Below are 22213 nucleotides of genomic sequence, written 5' to 3'. Positions count from 1 at the left end.
GAAGTAGATGCTAGTTGGACAATCAGTGTGAAAATATTACCTCAAACTTCTCTAGGAACATTGGGTTTGTGGGTCGGTGGTGTTCTCACCATCACAGGCTTCATCGCCTATGCTACCGCCAATGCAACGTTAAATCTCGCAGGATTCTTCTACGGAATTCCCCTTTTACTCGGAGGTCTTGCCCTCAAAGCCTCGGAACTAAAGCCGATACCCTTCAGTCAGCCAACCACACCTGAAGTGCTGAAACTGCGATCGCTTAAAGCCACTTCCACTCAAAACCAGATTCGTGATGATGTTACGCGGTATCGTTATGGTCAAGAAGCCCATCTAGATAGTTCCCTTGAAGCTCTCAAGCTATCACCCACCGATGAGGAAAGACCTGTTTTGATCGGCTTACGAGAAACTGAAGTGGATGGTGAGTATGCTTTAGTGTTGGAGTTTAACTCTCCGCTTATTTCCTTTGAGACTTGGCAGCAAAAACGGGAAAAAGTAGAGAAATTTTTTGGTCCTGGTGTTCGAGTTGAGATCACACAGCCAGAAAGCGATCGCGCAGATCGCATTGATGTCGCCTTAATTACCACTCCTCAAGAAGCAACCAGCGTCTAGAGACATTCCCTGTAACCTCTCTACTTTTCCAGCCGCACAACGTACCACTGTAAGTACTGCCCAGGTTCAACATCAAGATCGCAAGACGTTTCCATTAAATACTGAGCTTGTTCCTCTACAGAAGCGAACTTCTGCAAATCTCGCGGCAAGTCATCCTGACGAGTCGCTAAAATTGCCTTGAGTTTTTCTAGTAATTCTTCTGGTGTCAGCAATTGCTCTGGTTGATTGGGTTCCAGAACAACAAAAGCGTCTTCCTGAAACATGATCGAGTCTGGCATTTTTAACTCCTAGCTTGCATGAAACTTAAGTGAACCCTTTCCCTAGAGAGGTTATCTAAGGGTAGGAAATCGCTATCGTCAAGTGTACTGCTATCAACCGATGACCTGAATATGTTCCTCTCCCTCAACTACGAACCCGCCTTGGAATCCTTGGGAACTGACTACTTTGACAAAGTAGCAGCAGCAGAATTTCCTCAGCATATCTTGAGGTTTCGCAATGACCACCTGTTACCCCTACTGGGACTCGACCCCAAAGAAGTCACCGACGCTGATTTTATCCAAGCCTTTGGCAAATTCGAGGGCGTGCGACCCTTTTTGGCACTACGGTACCACGGCTATCAGTTTGGCGAATATAACCCCAGGCTAGGGGATGGTAGAGGCTTTCTCTACGGTCAAGTGCGAGGAACCGATGGCGAACTCTACGACTTTGGGACAAAGGGTTCTGGAACAACCCCCTACTCTAGAGGTGGGGACGGGAAACTCACGCTTAAAGGTGGTGTTCGGGAAGTGCTTGCAGCAGAAGCGCTATACAGCCTCGGTGTTCGCACGTCCCGATGTCTAAGTTTGATTGAGACAGGTGAAGATTTGTGGCGGGGAGATGAACCCTCTCCTACCCGTTCTTCTGTGATGATACGTTTTAGTCGTTCTCACATCCGGTTTGGCACTTTTGAACGGTTGCACTATTTCAAGCGCCCGGATTTAATCAAAAAGCTGTTAAACCATGTGATCGAGCAGTATTACCCGAAGATTACCCCCTTAGCCCCCCTTACTAAGGGAATAAGAGATGAGGAGATTAAGGGGGGGGCAAGAGATGAGGAGCAATATATACAGTTTTATGCCGAGTTAGTAGAACGTGTTGCTCAACTGGTGGCACAGTGGATGGCTGCTGGTTTCTGTCATGCTGTTTTGAACACGGACAATATGTCAATCACGGGGGAAAGTTTTGATTATGGGCCTTATGCCTTTATCCCAACTTATAACCCAGAGTTTACGGCTGCTTATTTTGACTATTACGGGCGCTACAGTTACAGCAATCAACCAGGGATTTGTAAGTTGAACTTAGAGATGCTTCAGCTACCCTTAGGGGCGGTAATTCCCCAACCGGATATGGAAGCGGCGTTAGCAACGTTCGATGATCATTTTTACAACGCTTATGGGCAGTTAATGCTCAATAAGTTAGGGTTTGACGTGCTGCCAGAACCACAAACCGACGCGGTAGTGGGGGAGACAATTCAATTTCTCAAAGATAGTCAAGTCGGCTATCACGCTTTTTTTGCGGAACTCGCGCAACAGTTTAACTCTAGCTGGCGAGATGATAGGGCACAGATTTTCAGTAGTGCATCGTTTTTGGAAACAGATGAGCAGCGTACACTTTTGGACAAATGGCGACAGACATACCATCACGCATTACAGAGTTTATCAGCGGTTGAGTTGGAGAATATTGCTACGCGATTACGGCATCATAACCCTAAAACGGCGTTACTTCGACCTGTGATTGAAGAAGTTTGGGATGCGATCGCACAGGACAATAATTGGCAGCCTTTTTCCGATCTAGTGAAGCGATTACAAACCAAGGATTGATAGTTTTAACTAAAGAATTTAGTATCACTAGCCGTCGCTAAGTGTTTCACTCTCAGGTTTTTGAGCAACTGCACGTCGTTCCTGCCAGACTTGCAAACTAAAAATACAGGTAATTAACCAAACTAAGCCTGCGGCGTACCCAGCAATGATATCAGTCGGCCAGTGAACACCAAGATACAGCCGACTTAAGCCAATCCCTGTTACTAACAGAATCGTTAAGCTGATAATCCCTATCCGCCACAAGGGAAACTTGGAACTCACTAAGTAGCCAATTATCCCAAAAATTACCATTGAAATCATGGCATGACCACTGGGGAAGCTGTACTGTCCGACATCGACAACTCGTTCCCAGAGCATTGGTCTTGCCCGACCAAATAGTACTTTGAGCAAAGTGTTTAACGCAACGGCACCACTGGCGGCAATTATGAGAATTGTAGCTTGCGATCGCTGTCCTCGCGTCAGTAACCAAGTGCCGATAACCAGACACACTATCAGTAAAATCACAGGTTCCCCCAGGAAGGTAAAACCTAGCATGACTTTATCCAGCACCGGGGTATGCAATTCTCTAAGGGTCAGTAAAATTTCCTTATCAAACGTAAAGCTTTCTTTATCGAGGATTTCATCAGCGATCGCACTAAATAACCACAAACCTAGGGCAGCTAGCAAAAATCCAGCCACCCGAATCGTCAATAGTAGTGGCAGCAGGTGTTCTCGCACCCTAGACGGCAAAGCTAAAATTAACTCTCGGCTGAGCTTAGGCATTATTGTGATCTCACAACTGGCGGCAGACTTTCCCAGGCTTGCGCCACAATATCACTGAGCCAGCGTCTTTGCGCCTGGTCAAGCAAAGTATCTTCCGCTAGCACTTCGGCGGTTAAATCGTCTAGAGACTGCCCCTGTTGGCGAGCAATCTGTATAACACCCGCGATCGCTGCCGCCACCAATTCTTCATCGACGGGTTTTTGACGTAGAGCCACAATTTCTTGAGGGCTAACTGGGATGGGATAATTCATGGCTAGTTAACAACGGCACCCCTTACATTAACAAAATGAGAAACGTGTAAACTTTTTTTTCTAATCTTAAACAAATCAGTATCCGGAAGCTTAGCGTATTTTGTCCGCTTTTGACCTCCGTCTTCTTTCGTAATTGACTACCCGATGAGATCACCAAGATGAAAGAACTTTTCTACGTAGAATTACCTACCCCGGATACAGATGCCGTCTGCACCTGGTTACAACAGGAATGGCAGCCTGAGCGTGGGAAGAAAATTATTACTCGTGACGGTATCCGTTTGCAATTCGAGGGTGTAACTTCCAGCAATCAAAATCCTACAGCGGCGACGGAAACGATTCCGGAAATATCCGTATTTGTTTGGTCAGTGCAGCGAACGACCTACCTTAAAGCCTTTCGCTGGGCTGTTGAGTCTATTAGAGGTGAGCATCAAATCTTACAACAGCTTGAGCGTAGTCTGAGACGTCAATTTCCCTACCAATATCCTGAACCACCAGCCGTTGATTTATCCAAGCAATCAATCTTTGAAGCCTTAGCGCCGTATTATCCTCAGACTGTCCATTTCTTTCAAAAAATGCCGAATGGGGAATATGACCTCAACCGCGTCTACTGGTGGGAGAAGCAATGGCGTGAGGGAGTCCGTAATCCCCAAAAGCCTAAGCAAGTCATATTTTCTCAGAAGGGTAAATCGGGAGATGGGGAGAACTTACCTGAACATCCCAGTTACGACTTAATCTATATCGGCGGTGCTTTGGGAGTCATCCATGCTGCTGTTATGGCACGACTGGGTTATCGAGTGTTGCTCATTGAGCGACTACCCTTTGGACGGATGAACCGGGAATGGAATATTTCACGGGATGAGTTCCAAAGCTTGATTGAGCTAGGTTTATTTACGAGCGCAGAGTTTGAGAGCCTCATTGCTAGAGAATACGTTGATGGCTTTAATAAATTCTTTGATGGCAACAATCCACCTCATCTCAAAGCCGCTGTTTTGCATACGCCTACAGTACTCAATATTGCATTGGATTCTGAGAAACTTTTACAGCTATGTAGCGAAAAGCTTAAAAAGGCTGGTGGAGAAATTTGGGATGAGACAGAGTTTATCCGGGCAGATATTCATCCCAATCAAGTCGTCGTTGAACTGCAACACCTACCAACTCAAGCGCATCGACAAGCTAGGGGGCATCTGTTAATTGATGCGATGGGAACCGCTTCACCGATCGCATGGCAATTGAATGGTGGTCGTGCTTTTGATAGTGTTTGCCCAACTGTAGGGGCTGTGGTTGCGAAGGGGTTTGAGCGGGGAGTGTGGGATTCTGATTACGGCGATGTTCTTTATAGCCATGGAGATGTCTCACGAGGGCGCCAGCTAATTTGGGAGTTATTCCCCGGTGCGGGTGAAGAACTCACCATTTATTTATTTCATTACCATCAGGTGAATCCGAGGAATCCTGGCTCACTGCTGGAGATGTATGAAGACTTTTTCACGATTCTCCCAGAGTACCGTCGCTGTGACATGGAAAAGCTGGTGTGGAAGAAGCCGACGTTTGGCTACATTCCAGGACATTTTAGTGTAGGAAGTCGCGATCGCATTGTTGCATTTGATCGCCTTGTGTCCGTCGGTGATGCTGCCTCACTCCAGTCTCCCCTGGTTTTCACGGGCTTTGGCTCCCTGATTCGCAATCTTTACCGCCTTACTAACCTTTTGGACACTGCGCTACGGCATAACCTTCTTAGTGCCCAAGACTTGAATCAGATTCGCGCCTATCAAAGCAATGTCTCAGTCACCTGGCTATTTTCCAAAGGCATGATGGTGCCTACAGGCCGCCACCTGCCACCTCAGCGGCTTAATTCAATGCTCAACACCTTCTTCGGGCTGTTAGCAGACGAACCCCCAGTTGTTGCCGACAACTTCATCAAAGACCGCGCCGACTGGTTCACCTTCAACAGACTGGCACTGAAGGCAGCAGGGAGAAACCCTGCACTCTTACCTTGGATTTGGGAACTGGCGGGTTCAAAAGATATCTTTCGCTGGCTAGGCAGTTACTTCAATTTCACAGCTTACGCCTTAGTTAGCTGGTTACTCAGAGGTTGGTTCCCTAGTTTCATCCGGCGTATACAGCCTTGGGTAGAAAATCGTTATCCTGCTCTCTGGCTCAGACTGTTGGCTCAAAGCTATGCGATTACTGCTGGTTTAGGTCGTCCTGAAAGAGTGAAGATTAAGGAAGTTCAAGTGACCAGTGAAACGCTTAATGAACTGCCCCGTCCTCAATAGGCAGGGGAAGTAGGGGAAGCAGGGGGAGCGAGTTTTTGCTCAAATTCTTCCTTGTCTCTCTTGTCCTAAGCTGAATGGCACTGACTTAAGAAAATTCATCACACCGATCACCATTTGTGCAGGGGGTCTGGGGGAGGCACTCCGTCCCCCAGTGGGGGGTTTGGGGGGAAGCCCCCCAATCCGGGTTTTTCCAACGAACAATTACTTTTCGCTAAGCTAGTGACATTCCATTTTCGCAGAAATAATTATTTATTGCGGGGTGGGCATTCTGCCCGCCCTATAGCTTTGACAGGCTTTCCAGCCTGTCCCACAAGAAAATGTATTTGCACAATTAGGATGCTCCCGAACAAAGTAGCTCTATTTCATCCCAATAAAGGCTGATACAGATAGGGCAGCCAAGCACGTCCGTCTTCCGGAAGAGACGGCAAGTACTCCTAAGGATTACGGTTGTGCCCACTGAGCAAAGTCCACCTTAGAGGGATACATTGTATTTACGAAGTACATAAAACTTTATATAGGGGTGATGTTCAGTTCACCCACTTATTAAACCGCTCGGTAAGGTGAACCCACCATGTTTGAACATTTCACAGATAGAGCCATCAAAGCCATCATGCTCGCTCAGGAAGAAGCACGTCGCCTGGGACACAATCTTGTGGGAACCGAGCAGATTCTCTTGGGGTTGATTGAAGAAGGAACGGGTGTTGCGGCGATTGTGCTGGCTGAGTTGGGCATTAACCTAGAAAACGCACGGGAAGAAGTTGAGAGAACTATTGGTCGTGGCTCTCGCTATGTTCAGTCTGAACTTCCCTTCACCCCGAAAGCCAAACGTATTTTCGAGCAAGCCTTCAAAGAGGCTCGTCAACTTGGACATGACTATATTGGTACAGAACACCTGTTGTTGGCAATTACTCAGGATAAAGAAGGTGTTGCTGCCAAAGTAATTGAAAATCTTGACGTTGACTTAGCGAAAGTCCGCACACAAGTCATTAGGGCATTAGGAGAAGTAGCTGCCGCCTCCACATCGACTAGACAAGACCCTTCAATGATGGGCGGTACCTCAAGGGCTAAAGCCACTTTGGATGAGTTTGGTACCAATCTGACGCAACTTGCCGCAGAAGGGAAGCTTGACCCAGTTGTCGGTCGCGCTAAGGAAATTGAACGTGTAATCCAGATTTTGGGTCGTCGTACCAAGAATAACCCTGTGTTAATCGGGGAGCCAGGAGTTGGTAAAACAGCGATCGCAGAGGGCTTAGCTCAACGCATTGTCAGCAAAAATGTCCCTGACCTTTTAGAAGATAAGCAGGTATTTACTCTGGACATGGGTTCAGTAGTGGCAGGTACTCGCTATCGGGGTGATTTTGAAGAGCGCATTAAGCAAATCATGGCGGAAGTGCGTCAATCTGGGAACATCATCTTGTTCATTGACGAAATCCACACCCTAGTTGGTGCAGGTTCACTGGAAGGCGGTATGGATGCCGCAAATATTCTTAAGCCTGCTCTAGCACGAGGTGAAATGCAGTGCTTAGGAGCGACCACGCTGGATGAATACCGCAAGCACATTGAGCGCGATGCGGCTCTAGAGCGTCGTTTCCAGCCAGTAATGGTCGGAGAACCTTCGGTGGATGACACCATTGAAATCCTGCACGGTCTGCGCGACGCTTACGAGCAGTACCACAAGGTTGAAATCTCTAATGATGCCCTAGAAGCGGCTGCGAAGCTCTCAGACCGTTACATCTCAGATCGCTTCCTACCTGATAAAGCAATTGACTTGATTGATGAAGCTGGAAGCCGTGTTCATTTGAGGCACTTCCAATCGTCTCCTGCAACCAAGGAACTGAAGAAGGAACTGCGTTGCTGCACGAAAGAGAAAGATGAGGCAGTCAAAGCTCAGGATTTTGATAAAGCGGGACAGTTACGCGATCGCGAATTGGAACTTGAAGCTCAACTCAAAGTACTTGTTGAGAACACAGAGGAACAAAACAATTCCCTCACGCCAATTGTTGACGAAGAAGATATCGCCCATATCGTCGCCTCTTGGACTGGAGTGCCTGTAAGCAAGCTGACTGAATCCGAATCAGAACTGCTGATGCACATAGAAGACACCCTACATCAGCGACTGATTGGTCAAGAGGAAGCTGTTACTGCTGTCTCTCGTGCGATTCGTCGGGCGCGGGTAGGCTTAAAGAGTCCTAATCGCCCAATCGCTAGCTTTATCTTTTCTGGCCCGACTGGAGTCGGTAAGACGGAACTCGCCAAATCCCTAGCGGCATACTTCTTCGGTTCAGAAGAGGCAATGATCAGGTTCGATATGTCCGAGTTCATGGAACGCCACACAGTCAGTAAGCTGATTGGTTCGCCTCCAGGATTTGTTGGGTATGACGAAGGCGGTCAACTCACCGAGGCTGTCCGACGCAAGCCCTACACAGTGCTGCTATTCGACGAAATCGAAAAAGCCCATCCTGATGTATTCAACGTGCTACTGCAACTTTTGGATGACGGTCGCTTAACCGATGCTCAAGGTCGCACCGTAGACTTCAAGAACACGTTGATCATCATGACTTCTAATATCGGTTCTAAGGCAATCGAAAAAGGTGGTAGTGGTTTCGGCTTTGACTACTCCGACAACGAAAATGAGGCACGGTACAACCGTATCCGTGAACAGGTGAATGAAAACCTTAAATCATTCTTCCGCCCTGAGTTTCTCAATCGCCTTGACGAGATTATCGTCTTCCGTCAGCTAACCAGAGATGAAGTTAAGCAAATCTCTGACATCATGCTCCGTGAAATCTCAATACGCTTACTTGAGCAGGGAATCACGCTGGAAGTCACTGAACGGTTTAAAGACCACTTGGTGGAACAAGGTTATGATGTCAACTACGGTGCAAGACCGTTACGTCGCGCCATCATGCGCCTCCTGGAAGATAGCTTAGCTGAGGCAATGCTCTCTGGTCAGGTAAACGATGGAGACACAGCATTGGTTGATGTTGATGCTGATGGTCAAGTGAAGGTATTGCCTAGCAAGCGCCAAGAGTTGTTGCTTCAAGCTGTTGGCTAAGATTACCCCCTCTATCTGCTAGTTAGGCAATAAAGACAATTCAACTCATCCGCTCTTGATGCTATGTAGCTAATACAAGAGCGGATTTTTTTGACAATTTCAAAGAAACATTTCAATCAGAAAAGAAACATTGCAGTCAGAGAAAATCATTGGCAAGACTTGCTAATGTGGAATTGAACCTTGAGACTGGCAACTTCCGTAGCTTTTAGACAATCTCTTCTGTCTAGGAAGATTCCAGGAAAAATTAAGTTAAATAGCATTAAGAGGGTTTTAATCGTGGCACAAACCTATGGGTTAGAGCGTGTTTCTGACAAACTGCAACAGATACTGAACCAAGAATCACGTAACCCTTCAGCGGATAGGAGAGATGAGGTGGCAACCCTAATAAATTCTGAGCATTCTATATCTTCCTACAATGCCTGTGTTTGGTGGGATGGCTGCTACTACTGTCAGGATGAGAGTAAGAATTGGTACTGCGTTAAATGCTGCTTCTTTTAGCGATCGCATAGATTAAACACCCAATAAATCTGTCTTGTTGTTGCATTTTAAGTGGCATAGTTGGGGTGTAGGGGAGAAGGAAGAGTTTTCGGTCTACGGCTTGCTTCTCACCTATTTCATGCCCATACATGGAAGCATTAAGTTTAGCGTCTTCCCTGATTTGGGTTCTTGACAAACGCCGAATCTTATCCTATATTTTAATTATTCTTTTTCCAGTGGGTAGCCTAATTTTTATCTGGCAAACGTAATCGTTTCAGAACGCCAGATAAAGAGCGGAGGAACCAAATCGTGGGGCTAATCTTGTAACCAAGAGAGACACCTTCCAGTCTTAGCCCGTCAGCTAACTCCGTCGGCAATGGGAGGAGCACCATAGGCATAAGCTTTTACAAGCCGTAGTCCTTGGGTCTCCTAAGCAGATATCTGTAACATCAGTTGCAGGGATATTCTGCTGCCTGACCCACCTCGTAAACCGCTACAAACTAATGGAGGTTAGGGCAATGATGAGTTACAAGGAATGGAATCTAGTCACGAGCGAAGAATTAAACGGTATCGCTATTGACTATATTGACCCAGAAGGACATTCTTACAGTGCGCCGTTCTGCTTTTACACGCTTGAAGAAGCCTTGAATTACGGTAAACTTTGCATCGACCAATCAATTCGATCCAAGACTTCGGTAAGCGATCGCATTGAGACCGCTAAAGAAGCAATGAGCAATTAGGTTGTATTACGCTATAATTGTTCTTTCGGTAAAAGAGTATGTCTCTTTTCATAGAAGCACTACTCCTGGTCTAAGGGTGTTGTAAGAAAAAACAAAGCTTACTTTGGGTGTATCTGCAAAGTGACTGAGTTTACTTTGCATAAGTAGGCTGAACACAACTAGCCAAGCTATTGTCATAGCTTTACTCCTGGTTTGGGTAGATTGGGAAACGACTGGTACTGTGTCAGCCTATATTTTTGCAAAATCTACAAATAGGCTCATAGAGCTATAAGTCAAAAGCCTCGGTGTAAGTACCGAGGTTTTTTGTTGTCAATATGCATCCCTTCTGCCCTCTGCCTTCTGCTATAGCTACTTGCCTGACTCACTTGAAAGGTTGTTCATGCACAGACTGTTTCAATTACTCCTCAAATTCTGCATAGCTTTTATTCTTGTTTTTTGTGTTACGTCTGCCTGTCAAGCACCGTTGAGCGAAGTTACCGAACATGAAACTCCTCCTTATGGTTCTTCTAGAGGCAATGAGGGAAAAGTTTCTAGTGCTGACGTAATTTATCAAGCGTTTGATATGCGGCTACGGGAGGTCAAAAAACAACTTCCTGAGCTTCAAAAGCAAGGCTTTACCTACATCCAAGTTTCGCCACCTCAGAAGAGTAATCCAGCATCCGATTGGTGGGCGCGATACCAACCGATTGACCATACTGTACTTGAAAGCCCTTTAGGGAATGAAAAAGACCTCAAAGCACTCATTGATTCTGCCCATAGTCGGAAGATGAAGATAATTGTCGATGTGGTTCTCAATCACATGGCGAACTATGGTGAATATGTCAAAACATTGAAGTATCCTCGCTTCTCATCCCAGGATTTTCATCCCAAAAATTGCATCGACTACAGTAACCGCGCTTCCGTTACACAAGGTTGGATTAATTGTAATCTTCCTGATTTGAATACCAATTTGCCTCATGTTCGACAAGAAGCCAAAAATTACCTGAAGAAACTCTTGGCACTTGGTGCTGATGGTTTCCGGTTTGATGCCGCAAAGCATATTGAACCTGACTACTTTCGTGATGTACTGACAGTAGTACCAGCCGATAAATTCGTTTATGGTGAAGTGATTGGACAAACACTTGAAGAAAGCAACGAATATACAGGCGTATTTTCAGTAACAGACTTTCATCTAGTGAGTGCAATGATTGAGGCTTTTAGTTTAGGCGGTGATTTGCGATCGCTTATCAATCCAGCAAGTTCGGGAAAAGCCCTACCGGGAACAAAAGCTGTCACGTTTGCCCAAAACCATGACATAGCAACCAATCAAATCGGCTTCAAATTTTCTAGCCAAGAAGATGCGATGTTAGCCAATGCTTTTGTCCTTGCTCGTCAGGAAGGATTCCCGATTGTCTACCGTGATGATGTACAGAATTCGATTACCAAATCCGGTGTTTACTTCCACCATAAAATGATGGGTGAGGCGCAATACTTTCGTAATGGTAATGAAATCGCACCAGGTGCCGATAATCCCAATATGCTTTTTATTGAACGTGGTGATAAGGGTTTTGCAATCATCAATAAAGCTGGCACATTTTTTGATGTGAAGGCGGCAAAAATGCCAGGTTTAGAAGTTGGCTGTTACCAAGAACTGCGCTATAACTTTACGATGGCAGTTGGTAAAGGTGGTGATGGTCAAAAATACATCACAAGATGGGGGACAAAACAAAGGGGAGGCATTCAAGTTAGCCCCAGAGATGTACTCTTTTTTGTGCCAACCTCTACAAGTAAATGCCAATGATATTTAATACTTCTTCAACTTTCCTAGAAGCGATTAAAGTTCAAGGCTAACATGGGTGAAACTGCCACTTGGAACCGTGGCAACGGTTAGCATTCTAATTGTTGGGGGAAATGCTTATGCCCGCTAATGCTCCGTTACACTCCAAGCCGTCGCTAGGAGGCTTATATGTCAAAACTGGCGAAAAACAGTTAGTCTTCCCGCTGAAACATACGAAAGTTCTTAGCAAAATTGCCGGAAATCTGTCACGAGTAGAGGTGACGCAGACCTTTGAAAATCCCTTCACTGAACCATTAGAAGCCATCTATGTATTTCCGTTGCCAGATGAAGCGGCAGTGGATGACATGGAAATTAAAATTGGTGAGCGTGTTATCAAAGGCAACATCAAAAAGCGGGAAGAAGCCAAAGAAATTTATGAACAAGCGCGACGAGAGGGGCGAACGGCTGGGCTTTTAGAGCAAGAGCGAGACAATATTTTCACCCAATCGCTAGCGAACATCAAACCCGGTGAAGCAATAGACGTTACCATCCGCTACACCGACAGCCTGAAATTCACAGGTGGCGACTATGAATTTGTCTTCCCGATGGTTGTTGGACCCCGATTCATTCCTGGTACACCGATTGATGAAAGTGGTGATACTGACCAAGTTCCCGATGCTTCGCGCATCACTCCGCCTGTGATACCTCCTGAAACTCGTTCTGGGCATGACATCGGTGTGACAGTGGAGATTGATGCGGGTGTGCCAGTTCGTAATGTTCGCTCCACTTCCCACCAACTCACAATTGAACAGGATGGACAAATTGTGCGGGTGAAACTGGGTAAGGAAGACACCATTCCCAACAAAGACCTGATTGTGCGTTATCAGGTGAGTAGTGACAACACTCAAGCAACGGTACTTAGCCAGTCAGATCAACGAGGCGGTCACTTCGCGGTTTATCTTATCCCGGCATTGGACTACCGCAGCAATGAGATTGTACCCAAGGATGTCGTGTTCCTGATGGATACTTCTGGTTCTCAACATGGTGACCCCTTACTGAAATCTCAGGAATTGATGCGTCGGTTTATCAATGGGCTAAATCCTGACGACACGTTCACGATTATTGATTTTTCTGATACCACGACTCAGTTATCGACCCACCCTTTGCCTAATACAGCGCAGAACCGTACTAAGGCAATTAACTACATCAATCAATTGCAAGCGAATGGGGGCACCTACTTACTCAATGGCATTCGTGCAGTCCTGAATTTCCCTGCCGCACCAGCAGGGCGTTTGCGGAGTATTGTGCTGCTAACAGATGGCTACATTGGCAATGACAACGAAATTCTTGCCGAGGTACAACAAAAGCTGCAACCGGGAAATCGCCTTTATAGCTTTGGTGTCGGCAGTTCACCGAACCGATTTTTGCTCAATCGCATTGCAGAGATTGGTCGAGGAACGTCTCAAATTGTCCGCCATAATGAACCGATAGAGGATGTTGCCGAGAAGTTCTTCCGCCAAATCAATAATCCTGTACTGACGAATATTCAAGTTGCGTTTGAAGGTACAGGGGAGGCAGTAATTTATCCTTCTGCGCCTCCTGACTTGTTTACCCAAGAACCGTTAGTTTTGTTTGGGCGAGTTTCCCCTTTACCAGAAGACGATTCGGTTGGTACGCTCCGCGTTACAGGGACGGCGGCACGTGGAACTCGTTACGAAAAGACATTTAACCTGAATTTTGAGAAAGCTGGCAATCCTGCCATTGCCCAGTTGTGGGGACGGGCGCGGATTAAATACTTGATGCAGCAAATGTTCGGCTATGAAACGAAGACTGGGGTTGAGGCAGTTACGAATACAGCTTTGATGTATCAGTTGTTATCACAATATACAGCCTTTGTTGCTGTGAGTGATGATGTGCGTGTCGATCCAGAACGCGAATCTATCTCAATGCAAGTTCCTGTTGAGATGCCCCAAGGCGTTAGCTATCAGGGAATTTTTGGCAGCGCTAATGTTTCTGGTATTCAGCTCCAGAGGGCGAAGCTTCGTGCTTATGGCTTAGCCGCACCGAAGTTTGAGAGTTTCGCGGCTCCAGAACAAGAGTGTCTAGATGCATTGGATACTACCTTAATTGATCCTGGGATGATTGATGATGAGGAAGTTACCTTAATCGGTCAAATGATTGATGATGAGGATTTGTCTTCTTCAAGATCAGTGAGAAGTAATGCCCAACTGCAAGTCGTCATCGTCACGGGATTGGATCAAGCAGCAGTGGCAGATCTAACGCGACATCTACAACAACTAAATTTACCTTCTGGATTCAGTGGTGAAATTGTCTTCGAGTTTGTAGTGAATAAAGGTCGTGTTGGACGAATTGTGTTGGATGAGGAGGCTTCAACGCTCACAGAGTTAGCCGTAATTGAGAGGATTAAGCGATCGCTTATCTCCTGGCGAGTCCCCCAATCTGCTACGGGTACAGTTTGCCTAACGTTGCGTATCCAAACTTAGGAACGCAACCGGAAAGCACTAGAACTCTTCAATTGTGACCAATCCATAACTAGCGGTGGTCTGGGGGTGGATAAGTCTCCCACGATAAATGAGTACAGACGACAGTCAAGGCGATCGCTTCATCGAATCGGCTAACGAGGGCAAAGGCTTTGCAAAAAAAATAAGAGAGTCACTTTAGGCGGCTCTCTCAGTCATCAGGGTGCATCTACTAACCTTATTATTACCTTTAGGAATGAGGGGTGTCACCCCCCCATTCATGAAGAATTAATGAAGTGTAAACAGGCACTCGCCCCCTGTCTTCTGACTCTTCTCTGGAAGCACTTAGATGAAGTTTCAAAGGAGCCAATATATTTGAGAATTAATTCAAGTATCTGTGCCCTGCCTCCACAAGAGCGTCGCCTCCTTTATTGAGGCGTGTCAACCTTGGGTTTAGGCTTAGGCTTAGGCTTAGGCTTGGAGGTAGCACCAGGGTTGGGTTGGGCAGCGTTGTTGCCTGAAACTGGCTTAGAAAAAGGCTTCCGAGCTTTTGATGCCGCAAGTTTTGTCCTCGCTGCCTCTTGCTTATCCTTCTTACCAGCTTTTAGGTAATTAGGTGGCGACTCAGAAGGGATTCCTAAAAGCGATACAAACTCAAAGTTGTCGCTTGCGCTGTTGAACCGGGCTTTGATCTGCACAAAGGACGCTTTGCCCTGAGTCTCTTTATCCAGGTTTTTGTTGAACCGGAATGGGGGCACAGGGGCATCTCGCCAGAGTACCGGAATGTGAGATGCCTTCATGAAGTTTACTTTTTTGTCCAAGGGTGCCGATTTGATGTACTCAAGCCGTTGCTTATCAAAGTTTTTAAATACTGAGATGCACGGCACCCGACAAACCGGAATGAACTGCCATAAACCACAGATTTTGAACTCGTTTTCTTCCAGAACACTCTCAATTCCCTCTCCAGACACAGAGTGACCGACAAACCCTGCCAGTTGGAAGGCTAGGCGGTAGGGCTGTTTTCCTCCAGGGAAGTGAGTAATCCTGGGATAGACGATTAACTTTTGCTGGGTAATCCCGGTACAAGTAATCTCTTTTTTAAGCGCCTCATAAGCCCGCTTGTGGGTGCTGGCATAATAGAGTGCATAGGACTTTTCACCGATTGTCACAAAGGTTTTGTCCTCCTCGCTGGTTATGTTACCGAAGATTATGCCAACCGCTTGAAATAAGACCGCCTCAGCGGGGTCAGAGGCGACTGGGTCGGGTACTGGCGACTGGGTCGATTCTGGGTCAGAGGCGATGGAGTCGGGCACTGGCTCCGGGTTCTGTTCTGGGTCAGAGGTGACTGGGTCGGGGATTGGCGACTGGGTCGATTCTGGGTCAGAGGCGATCGCATTACTCTCAGGGGAAGAGGTGGAAATGGAAGAAGAGGCAGGAGCAAGCTCATCCACTGGGTTGTGTGCCTCTGGCTCCGGGGTAGAGACCGCATCTATTTCAGGCTTTTCAATTTCTACCGTTGTTGGTTGTTCCTGTGACGGCTCGACTTGGGAAGCTGAACGCTTAAGTGCAAGAATATTCAATCCCTTGGTTGGGGGTGTTACTTGTTGTTGTGGACGTTTCTTTTTCATATTTGTGGTTCAACAGAGGATGCTTATCTCAGCCTAAACACTTAGCTGTACCAACTTACTTAATATTGAACTCATTGTGCCGAAAGAAGTCGAGGCGAAACCCTAAAAGTTAGGTTGAGGTAGAGCTAGGTCGGGCGTGTCAGTAGTCGGGACGAGGAAGTTTGTCAAGACAGACTTTTGAATAGGCATTGACAAGAAGCGGCAAAACATCTGTAGCCACCTTAAGTGAAATCCAGACTTGATTTGACATCCTCCCCAACAATCAAGGTGCGGGGATTCCAAAGATCACTCCTTGGGTTTCCTCTTTCCACGAGTTGATTTGCTTGAAGGAGTTTCCCCACTCAAGTATTGATCAGTCTCTCCAGAGGCGTTAGTTCCGACGTGACCCGCCGTACTTAGTCCTTTTTCTAATATGTTCCGCGCCGCGTTCCAGTCCCGGTCTTGGGTATGCCCACAATGAGGACAAATATGAGTTCTGGTGCTAAGAGTCTTTTTGACAACCTCACCACAGTTAGAGCAATTTTGACTGGTGAAATGGGGCGGAACTGCCACAGTTACCACACCAAACACCTTGCCAAAATATTCAACCCACTGTCGAAACAGCGACCACGACGCATCAGTAATCGACTTAGCCAAGCAATGATTCTTGACCATATTTCGCACCTGCAAATCTTCATACGCCACGAGGTCGTTAGACCTCACTACGCACCTTGCTGTCTTAACAGCAAAGTCTTTACGCTGGCGACTTACTTTGAGGTGTTTACGAGCAAGTTTATTTCTAAACTTGACTCTATTGTTGGAACCCTTTTTAGTCTTAGACAAACGGCGTTGCAGTCTTTTCAAAGACTTCTCGGATTTTCGCAGATGCTTGGGATTAGCAACTGTTTCCCCATTACTATCTGTATAGAAGTGGCTCAACCCTACATCAATACCGATGGTTTTACCCGTTGGTTCTCGCCTTTCTACTCGTTCTTGGTCAATGCAAAACTGGGCATAATACCCGTCAGCACGGCGCACAACCCGCACCCTTTTGAATTGCTTAAGTTGGTAGAAGTGCAAATCACGGGTTCCCCAAAGTTTAAAGGTTCCCGCCTTAAATCCGTCAGTGAAAGTGATGTATCTGCGGTCATCAGAAAGTCGCCATCCACAGGTTTTGTACTCAACGCTCCCGTGTGTTTGCTCTTTCTTAAAACGCGGGTATCCTTTCTTTCCTGGTAAGGATTTCTTGCAGTTATCAAAGAATCGAGCAATCGCAGACCACGCCTTTTCAGCGCTAGCTTGACGAGCCATTGAGTTCAGCTTGGCTACCCAAGGAAACTCAGTATTAGCAGCAAGCACAGCACAGAATTTACTCAGGTCATATCGCCCAATTCCCTTGTTATCCATCCAGTATCTCAGGCAAGCATTCCGAACGAAACGAGCAGTTCTAATTGCTTCATCCAGCGCTTGATACTGCTCATCGAGTCCTTCCAGTTTTGCCTCAAATACCAGCATGTTTACGTTATGTTCACTGACGTAATCATACCATGTTACGACCGAATCAATTCGGTTATTCGCTTATATCCCCCGGAGTAGAGCGCGGGGGCTTTACGCATCACGACTCGTAAATTTGAGGCACTGAGCGGGGTCTTACATACACTACATTTTGTGGGAGAACCAGCCTCTACTGTTGCTCCTACAGGAAGCTTATACCATTTATAATGATGGAGGTTTTTCTGGCTCAATGAAGTCAGTCAAAACTTCGTCCGGTTCATCTTCCAATTCATCAAAGCTATTACATCCAAACGTTACCGTAGTCGGCTGTACTAGGTTACGGATATGAGCCTCTTCATTACTTAAAGTAGATAGATCAAGAGCCGCTTGGGTCAGCATAGAACTCGCGATACTCTGGCGAAGTTGTGCGACTTGCTCACTCAAGCGAGTAACTTTTCCCTCAAGTCCTTCCACCTGCGCTAAAGCTGCATAACGCTTCGCCTGATTGCCCCTCTCAAAAAACTGAGTCAGGATTTCGCTGAGTGCGCTTGAAGTCTCCTCCAACCCTTTTTGCTCTTGATAGGACATGAGGGCTTCATAAAGCTCCTCCGGTAGGTAGATGCTAACTAGCTTTTTGTACGTGGTCATGAGCAATGTTTTCAGAACAACTTGGTTGTAGGAGGAAGCAACAATCTCTCAAATTTTAGCCCTGGTCAATTGAACATCCGAAAGTAAGGTTTTCTCATCCTCGCTAGAATGTTGAGTTGGAGATTAATTGAGCCGTCACACATCTCAAGAGTAATTCATGTCTAATTGGGTTTGGTTATCCAGAGTAACGTTACTGAGCTTTGTTGGGACAGGTGCCTTTGCCGTTTTATTGTTCTCAGGACGGGGTTTCAATCAATCAGCAAGTACGCCTAGCGATCGCATTCCATCTACAGTTACCTCTCCAGGGAAGATTGAAGCGGTGGATTTGTCCACATTTCCTCTGCCGACTTCGATGACTGGACGCGATCGCTCAATGAAATTTGCAGGTGACTCAAAAGTCCCCACTCGTCCTTTTGACCTTCAGCAAAGCCTAACAAGCTATTCTCCCCTGTTTGCCGCTCCGACATCATTAGGAATGGTAGCGATTGGTGTGGCAGAGGGAAATTATCGCTTACTTGTAAAAGACGGTACCCTCTATGTGCAGCAGACACCGTTCTACTTTGGACACACCGACCCCGGAAACTTAAGTTGGGGTGATGTCGTGAGTAACTATGGTCCCTGTAGCGACCAAGGACGTAGCAAGGGAGATATTGCCTTAGCAGAGCGGATATGCTTAGAACGAGCGCTCAATGGTCTGCCAACCCAGCTATTTGACTTAAACGCGGCGGGAATCGACCCAAATCTCGACTTAGAAGCAGTACTGAACACAGCAGACTTATACAATCAAGCTAGTCCAATTCACTCCCGCTACTTCCCAAAAGCCTTAGCGATTGCCCGAAATGGAGGATTGAAAGGAATTGAAGCGCTTGCTTGGGCAAGGACTGCGTCCTTCTACCTCAACTTCAATAATGAGATGGATATAGAAGGGGGTTCAAACAAGGCAACAGGACTGATAGGCATCTGTGCCAGAGAAAATCGTCCGACAACCGAGTGGCAATGTGTCTATGACGACCAAATGCGACGAGTAAAAGCGATCACTAACGTCTTAGAGAAATATCGCAGTCTCATCCCACAAGGAAAAACAAAGCCAAACTAGACTCAAAGAAACACACTACACACTCAACTCATGGTTCATCAGGAGCAAATTTCCCTTTCCACAGATAGTCATGGCGATATGCATGACATCACTGAGAAGGTGAATTCCATCGTCAAGAAGTCCGGCATCAAAACGGGAATGGCTCACATCTTCAATATTGGTAGTACGGGAGCAATTGGTACGATTGAGTTTGAGCCGGGACTACAACGTGATTTACCTGAGATTTTAAATAAGCTCATTCCACCAAGTCGGGACTACGGACACGAGCAGATGTGGCACGATGGCAATGGACACTCCCACCTGCAAGCGACTTGGCTTGGTCCTTCCCTAACTGTGCCTATCCAGAACGGCAAGCTAGAGTTAGGAACTTGGCAACAAATCTTCCACCTCGAATGTGACATCAAACCACGCCAACGCAAAGTCGTTGTAACGATTTATGGAGAGTAGTGACGTTAGTGCTATTCGTGGAATAGCTAGAGAGATTCCAACGGCTCAATTTATCATTGGGATACGCTCACTTAACTTCTGGGGAAAAAGAGCGATCGCTTTTTTCACCACAAATTTTTGTCTGACAGATAGCGCTACTCTATTTAAAATTAACTGCATCTAACTAAATCTGAACTTCGCCATGAAGCTAATTCGTCGCTCGTTTGTTCTGCTTGTACTTGCCTTGCTGACGACTCTCACAGTAATTGCGTGTGGGAGTGGTGGAAGTGGTGGAACCGTCAAAGTCGGCTCAAAAGATTTCACCGAGCAATTCATTTTGGGCGAAATGTATGCTCTAGTCCTAGAAAACAATGACATCAAAGTTGAACGTAAGTTGAACTTAGGAGGTACACCCGTCGCCCAAGCGGGTCTTGAAAGTGGTCAAATTGATTTGTACCCAGAGTACACTGGCACAGGTTTATTAACGGTTTTGAAGCAACCTGCCAATAGTGACCAAAAGCAGGTATTTGACACAGTTTCCAAAGCTTATAAAGAAAAATACAACTTAGTCTGGCTAGAGCCTGCGCCGATGAACAACACTCAAGCCTTGGCGATGAGTCAGGAAGATGCGGCAAAATATGGCATCAAGACAATCTCCGACATGGTGAAGAAGGCAAATCAACTCACAATCGCCAGCACAGCCGAGTTTCAGGAACGTGAGGATGGATTGCCTGGTCTTAAAAAAGTCTATGGTAACTTTGAATTCAAAAAACTGATTCCTCTCGATCCAGGATTGAGGTATCAAGCTTTAAAAAATGGTGAAGCCGATGTCGTTGAAGCGTTTGGCACAGATGGAGAGATTAGTGCCTTGAAGCTAGTTGTCCTAGAAGATGACAAAAAGTTATTCCCACCCTACCAAGTTGCGCCAGTTGTGCGTCAGGAAGTGTTGGATAAGAATCCAGGTATTCGTGATACTCTCAATACCCTTTCTCCTAAACTGACAGATGCGACAATGCAACGCCTAAACTATGAGGTAAGCGGTAAACAGCGTGAACCAGCAGAAGTAGCAAAAGAATTTCTGACTCAGGAAGGATTGTTAAAGTCTTGAGGAAATTGTTGGTAGATAGTGCAAGAAGGCAGAAGTTAGGAGGCAGAAGGCGATAAAGCTTGTATAGTAAGCTTTTTAACCTTTTTCAACTGGATAGTTATTTCTGCCGAACTGCACTAGTAGTTTGTTTAATCCTTAACTACTAACTATTCAAAGTTACGGCTGAATTCAGGAGTGATAAACGTAGTGAAAATTGTTGGTTGTAAATCATTAGGGATTCAACCCGTTTATGACATTGGTGTAGAGCGTGACCATAACTTTATTTTGGCAAATGGGAAAGTGGCATCAAATTGCTTCAACAAATCCCATTCAACAGCTTATGGTTATGTTACTTATCAAACCGCTTACCTAAAAGCGAATTATCCCGTTGAATATATGGCGGCACTACTCACGGCTAGTAGTGGAACCCAAGACAAGGTGCAGAAATATATCGGTACCTGCTCAAGCATGGGAATTGATGTATTGCAACCTGATATCAATCGTTCTGAGATTGATTTCACGCCTGTGGCTGGCAAAATCTTGTTTGGGTTATCAGCAGTACGAAATTTGGGACAAGGGGCGATTGAGTGTATTTTAAATGCCCGTAATACTGATGGTGCATTTAAGTCACTTGCCGATTTATGCGATCGCGTTGATTTACGTGCTGTTAACCGTAGAGCCTTGGAAGCCTTAATTTACTCTGGTGCTTTTGATAGTATCTCACCGAATCGTAAGCAACTGATTGAAAATCTAGAAGCATTAATTAGTTGGGCGCAAGATCGGGCGAAAGATCGAGATAGTGGACAGACTAATATTTTCGATATTTTAGGAAGCACGAATGGAACCAAAAACACTAATGATGCGGCATTAGAATCTGCCCCTCAGCCTCCTAATATTCCTGATTTTTCCGCGCAGGAAAAGCTACGCTTAGAAAAAGAACTGCTAGGTTTCTATGTATCTGACCATCCTCTAAAATCAGTGGGACAAGTCGCTAAACTTATGTCTCCAATTAACCTTTCGGACTTAGCTGAGCAAAATCAAAGAGCGACTCTTAGCGCAATCGTGATGCTGACGGATGTCAAGCCCATCATCACAAAAAAAGGTGAACCTATGGCAATTGTGCAGATGGAAGACCTGAGTGGTCAAGCCGAGGGTGTCGTCTTTCCTAAAAGTTATAAGCAAATCGAACAATTCATCAAAGCTGATGCCCGCATCATTGTTTGGGGCAAAGTAGATCGGAAAGATGAGCAAATTCAGATGATTATTGAGGATGCTGAGTTTATTGAAACTGTACAAATGGTAGTTGTTGAACTACCACCCGAGCGAGTCACTAAAGATGGACTGACCCATTTAAGAACTATTCTGAAAGAATACTCCGGGCAAAAAAATCATGCGAAAAGACCAGTCTTAGCAACAGTAGCCACATCACAGCAACACCAATTTGTTCGCTTTGATTCTAAATATTGGGTACAAGACTATAAGGCAGCAATTAACGCTCTCAACAATGCTGGATTTCCTGCTCGTGCGTCTTCGCTTAATCGATAACAGTTAAGCTGCAGTTACTACAAGTTCAGAAAGCTGCAAGCTTCAGGGTAC

19 protein-coding genes and 1 riboswitch are annotated in these 22213 nt (G+C 46.0%); of the genes, 12 read left to right on the top strand and 7 right to left on the bottom strand.

Features of this window, described 5'->3' with window-relative positions:
• The first annotated feature begins 33 nt into the window (after positions 1–33).
• Complete coding sequence (locus H6F98_RS20085; protein WP_192220701.1) at positions 34–606, top strand: DUF2854 domain-containing protein; 573 nt, start codon at positions 34–36, stop codon at positions 604–606.
• A 20-nt stretch (positions 607–626) separates the two neighbouring features.
• Here H6F98_RS20085 and H6F98_RS20080 read toward each other — a convergent pair whose 3' ends face one another.
• A complete protein-coding gene (locus H6F98_RS20080; protein WP_192220467.1) occupies positions 627–884 on the bottom strand; it encodes a chlororespiratory reduction protein 7 in 258 nt (85 codons plus the stop codon).
• 111 nt (positions 885–995) lie between these two features.
• On the opposite strand from H6F98_RS20080, the gene H6F98_RS20075 reads away from it, so the two are divergent.
• A complete protein-coding gene (locus H6F98_RS20075) occupies positions 996–2465 on the top strand; it encodes a YdiU family protein (RefSeq protein ID WP_192220466.1) in 1470 nt (489 codons plus the stop codon).
• Positions 2466–2492: 27 nt separating this feature from the next.
• Here the strand turns inward: H6F98_RS20075 and H6F98_RS20070 are convergent, their stop codons facing one another.
• Positions 2493–3227: a phosphatase PAP2 family protein gene (locus H6F98_RS20070; protein WP_192220465.1), complete on the bottom strand. Its 735-nt coding sequence runs from the start codon at positions 3225–3227 to the stop codon at positions 2493–2495.
• Positions 3227–3478, bottom strand: a complete 252-nt coding sequence (locus H6F98_RS20065; protein ID WP_192220464.1) for a hypothetical protein — start codon at positions 3476–3478, stop codon at positions 3227–3229. Before H6F98_RS20065 ends, H6F98_RS20070 begins: the two co-directional genes overlap by 1 nt.
• Before the next feature lie 158 nt (positions 3479–3636).
• On the opposite strand from H6F98_RS20065, the gene H6F98_RS20060 reads away from it, so the two are divergent.
• Complete coding sequence (locus H6F98_RS20060; RefSeq protein ID WP_192220463.1) at positions 3637–5751, top strand: NAD(P)/FAD-dependent oxidoreductase; 2115 nt, start codon at positions 3637–3639, stop codon at positions 5749–5751.
• 571 nt (positions 5752–6322) lie between these two features.
• A complete protein-coding gene (locus H6F98_RS20055; protein WP_192220462.1) occupies positions 6323–8806 on the top strand; it encodes an ATP-dependent Clp protease ATP-binding subunit in 2484 nt (827 codons plus the stop codon).
• Positions 8807–9284: 478 nt separating this feature from the next.
• Here the strand turns inward: H6F98_RS20055 and H6F98_RS20050 are convergent, their stop codons facing one another.
• The gene (locus H6F98_RS20050; protein ID WP_192220461.1) at positions 9285–9479 is read right to left on the bottom strand and encodes a hypothetical protein; all 195 of its coding nucleotides are present in this window, start codon (positions 9477–9479) and stop codon (positions 9285–9287) included.
• A 74-nt stretch (positions 9480–9553) separates the two neighbouring features.
• A riboswitch (cyclic di-AMP (ydaO/yuaA leader) is annotated at positions 9554–9674 on the top strand.
• 127 nt (positions 9675–9801) lie between these two features.
• On the opposite strand from H6F98_RS20050, the gene H6F98_RS20040 reads away from it, so the two are divergent.
• The 3 genes from H6F98_RS20040 to H6F98_RS20030 all read left to right on the top strand — a co-directional run bounded on the left by H6F98_RS20040 (position 9802) and on the right by H6F98_RS20030 (position 14283).
• A complete protein-coding gene (locus H6F98_RS20040) occupies positions 9802–10023 on the top strand; it encodes a hypothetical protein (protein WP_242058612.1) in 222 nt (73 codons plus the stop codon).
• A gap of 379 nt (positions 10024–10402) precedes the next feature.
• On the top strand, positions 10403–11803 hold the full coding sequence (locus H6F98_RS20035; protein WP_192220458.1) for an alpha-amylase family glycosyl hydrolase: 1401 nt from the start codon (positions 10403–10405) through the stop codon (positions 11801–11803).
• A 110-nt stretch (positions 11804–11913) separates the two neighbouring features.
• Entirely contained in the window at positions 11914–14283 is a 2370-nt protein-coding gene (locus tag H6F98_RS20030; RefSeq protein WP_199348707.1) for a VIT domain-containing protein, read from the top strand.
• 404 nt (positions 14284–14687) lie between these two features.
• Here H6F98_RS20030 and H6F98_RS20025 read toward each other — a convergent pair whose 3' ends face one another.
• From H6F98_RS20025 to H6F98_RS20015, 3 genes are all read right to left on the bottom strand, one after another.
• Positions 14688–15887, bottom strand: a complete 1200-nt coding sequence (locus tag H6F98_RS20025) for a hypothetical protein (RefSeq protein WP_192220456.1) — start codon at positions 15885–15887, stop codon at positions 14688–14690.
• Between the two features lie 285 nt (positions 15888–16172).
• Positions 16173–17381: an RNA-guided endonuclease TnpB family protein gene (locus tag H6F98_RS20020; protein ID WP_192220455.1), complete on the bottom strand. Its 1209-nt coding sequence runs from the start codon at positions 17379–17381 to the stop codon at positions 16173–16175.
• Between the two features lie 201 nt (positions 17382–17582).
• Complete coding sequence (locus H6F98_RS20015) at positions 17583–18008, bottom strand: hypothetical protein (protein ID WP_192220454.1); 426 nt, start codon at positions 18006–18008, stop codon at positions 17583–17585.
• A gap of 157 nt (positions 18009–18165) precedes the next feature.
• Here H6F98_RS20015 and H6F98_RS20010 point away from each other — a divergent pair, with 157 nt between their 5' ends.
• The 5 genes from H6F98_RS20010 (at position 18166) to H6F98_RS19990 (ending at position 22162) form a co-directional block, all read left to right on the top strand.
• Positions 18166–19104 (top strand): hypothetical protein, encoded by a 939-nt coding sequence (locus H6F98_RS20010; protein WP_192220453.1) that lies wholly within the window; start codon positions 18166–18168, stop codon positions 19102–19104.
• A 30-nt stretch (positions 19105–19134) separates the two neighbouring features.
• Positions 19135–19551 carry a secondary thiamine-phosphate synthase enzyme YjbQ gene (locus tag H6F98_RS20005; protein WP_192220452.1) on the top strand — a complete coding sequence of 139 codons (417 nt, stop codon included), beginning with the start codon at positions 19135–19137 and terminating at the stop codon, positions 19549–19551.
• Positions 19541–19714: a hypothetical protein gene (locus tag H6F98_RS20000; RefSeq protein WP_192220451.1), complete on the top strand. Its 174-nt coding sequence runs from the start codon at positions 19541–19543 to the stop codon at positions 19712–19714. Before H6F98_RS20005 ends, H6F98_RS20000 begins: the two co-directional genes overlap by 11 nt.
• Positions 19715–19732: 18 nt before the next feature.
• Entirely contained in the window at positions 19733–20638 is a 906-nt protein-coding gene (locus H6F98_RS19995) for a glycine betaine ABC transporter substrate-binding protein (RefSeq protein ID WP_192220450.1), read from the top strand.
• A 186-nt stretch (positions 20639–20824) separates the two neighbouring features.
• Positions 20825–22162, top strand: a complete 1338-nt coding sequence (locus tag H6F98_RS19990) for an OB-fold nucleic acid binding domain-containing protein (RefSeq protein WP_313929902.1) — start codon at positions 20825–20827, stop codon at positions 22160–22162.
• The last annotated feature ends 51 nt before the right edge of the window (positions 22163–22213 follow it).

This window comes from Microcoleus sp. FACHB-SPT15, assembly GCF_014849525.1.
Taxonomy (GTDB): domain Bacteria; phylum Cyanobacteriota; class Cyanobacteriia; order Cyanobacteriales; family Coleofasciculaceae; genus Symplocastrum; species Symplocastrum torsivum.
The sequence above is the reverse complement of the archived record's forward strand: the minus strand, read 5'-3'. Positions and strand labels throughout refer to the sequence as shown.

Bases quoted from the DNA above. Each gene is read 5' to 3' on its own strand.
- H6F98_RS20080 (WP_192220467.1), bottom strand. From the start codon at position 884: ATGCCAGACTCGATCATGTTTCAGGAAGACGCTTTTGTTGTTCTGGAA.
- H6F98_RS20075 (WP_192220466.1), top strand. From the start codon at position 996: ATGTTCCTCTCCCTCAACTACGAACCCGCCTTGGAATCCTTGGGAACT.
- H6F98_RS20070 (WP_192220465.1), bottom strand. From the start codon at position 3,227: ATGCCTAAGCTCAGCCGAGAGTTAATTTTAGCTTTGCCGTCTAGGGTG.
- H6F98_RS20065 (WP_192220464.1), bottom strand. From the start codon at position 3,478: ATGAATTATCCCATCCCAGTTAGCCCTCAAGAAATTGTGGCTCTACGT.
- H6F98_RS20060 (WP_192220463.1), top strand. From the start codon at position 3,637: ATGAAAGAACTTTTCTACGTAGAATTACCTACCCCGGATACAGATGCC.
- H6F98_RS20055 (WP_192220462.1), top strand. From the start codon at position 6,323: ATGTTTGAACATTTCACAGATAGAGCCATCAAAGCCATCATGCTCGCT.
- H6F98_RS20040 (WP_242058612.1), top strand. From the start codon at position 9,802: ATGATGAGTTACAAGGAATGGAATCTAGTCACGAGCGAAGAATTAAAC.
- H6F98_RS20035 (WP_192220458.1), top strand. From the start codon at position 10,403: ATGCACAGACTGTTTCAATTACTCCTCAAATTCTGCATAGCTTTTATT.
- H6F98_RS20030 (WP_199348707.1), top strand. From the start codon at position 11,914: ATGCTTATGCCCGCTAATGCTCCGTTACACTCCAAGCCGTCGCTAGGA.
- H6F98_RS20025 (WP_192220456.1), bottom strand. From the start codon at position 15,887: ATGAAAAAGAAACGTCCACAACAACAAGTAACACCCCCAACCAAGGGA.
- H6F98_RS20020 (WP_192220455.1), bottom strand. From the start codon at position 17,381: ATGCTGGTATTTGAGGCAAAACTGGAAGGACTCGATGAGCAGTATCAA.
- H6F98_RS20015 (WP_192220454.1), bottom strand. From the start codon at position 18,008: ATGACCACGTACAAAAAGCTAGTTAGCATCTACCTACCGGAGGAGCTT.
- H6F98_RS20010 (WP_192220453.1), top strand. From the start codon at position 18,166: ATGTCTAATTGGGTTTGGTTATCCAGAGTAACGTTACTGAGCTTTGTT.
- H6F98_RS20005 (WP_192220452.1), top strand. From the start codon at position 19,135: ATGGTTCATCAGGAGCAAATTTCCCTTTCCACAGATAGTCATGGCGAT.
- H6F98_RS20000 (WP_192220451.1), top strand. From the start codon at position 19,541: ATGGAGAGTAGTGACGTTAGTGCTATTCGTGGAATAGCTAGAGAGATT.
- H6F98_RS19995 (WP_192220450.1), top strand. From the start codon at position 19,733: ATGAAGCTAATTCGTCGCTCGTTTGTTCTGCTTGTACTTGCCTTGCTG.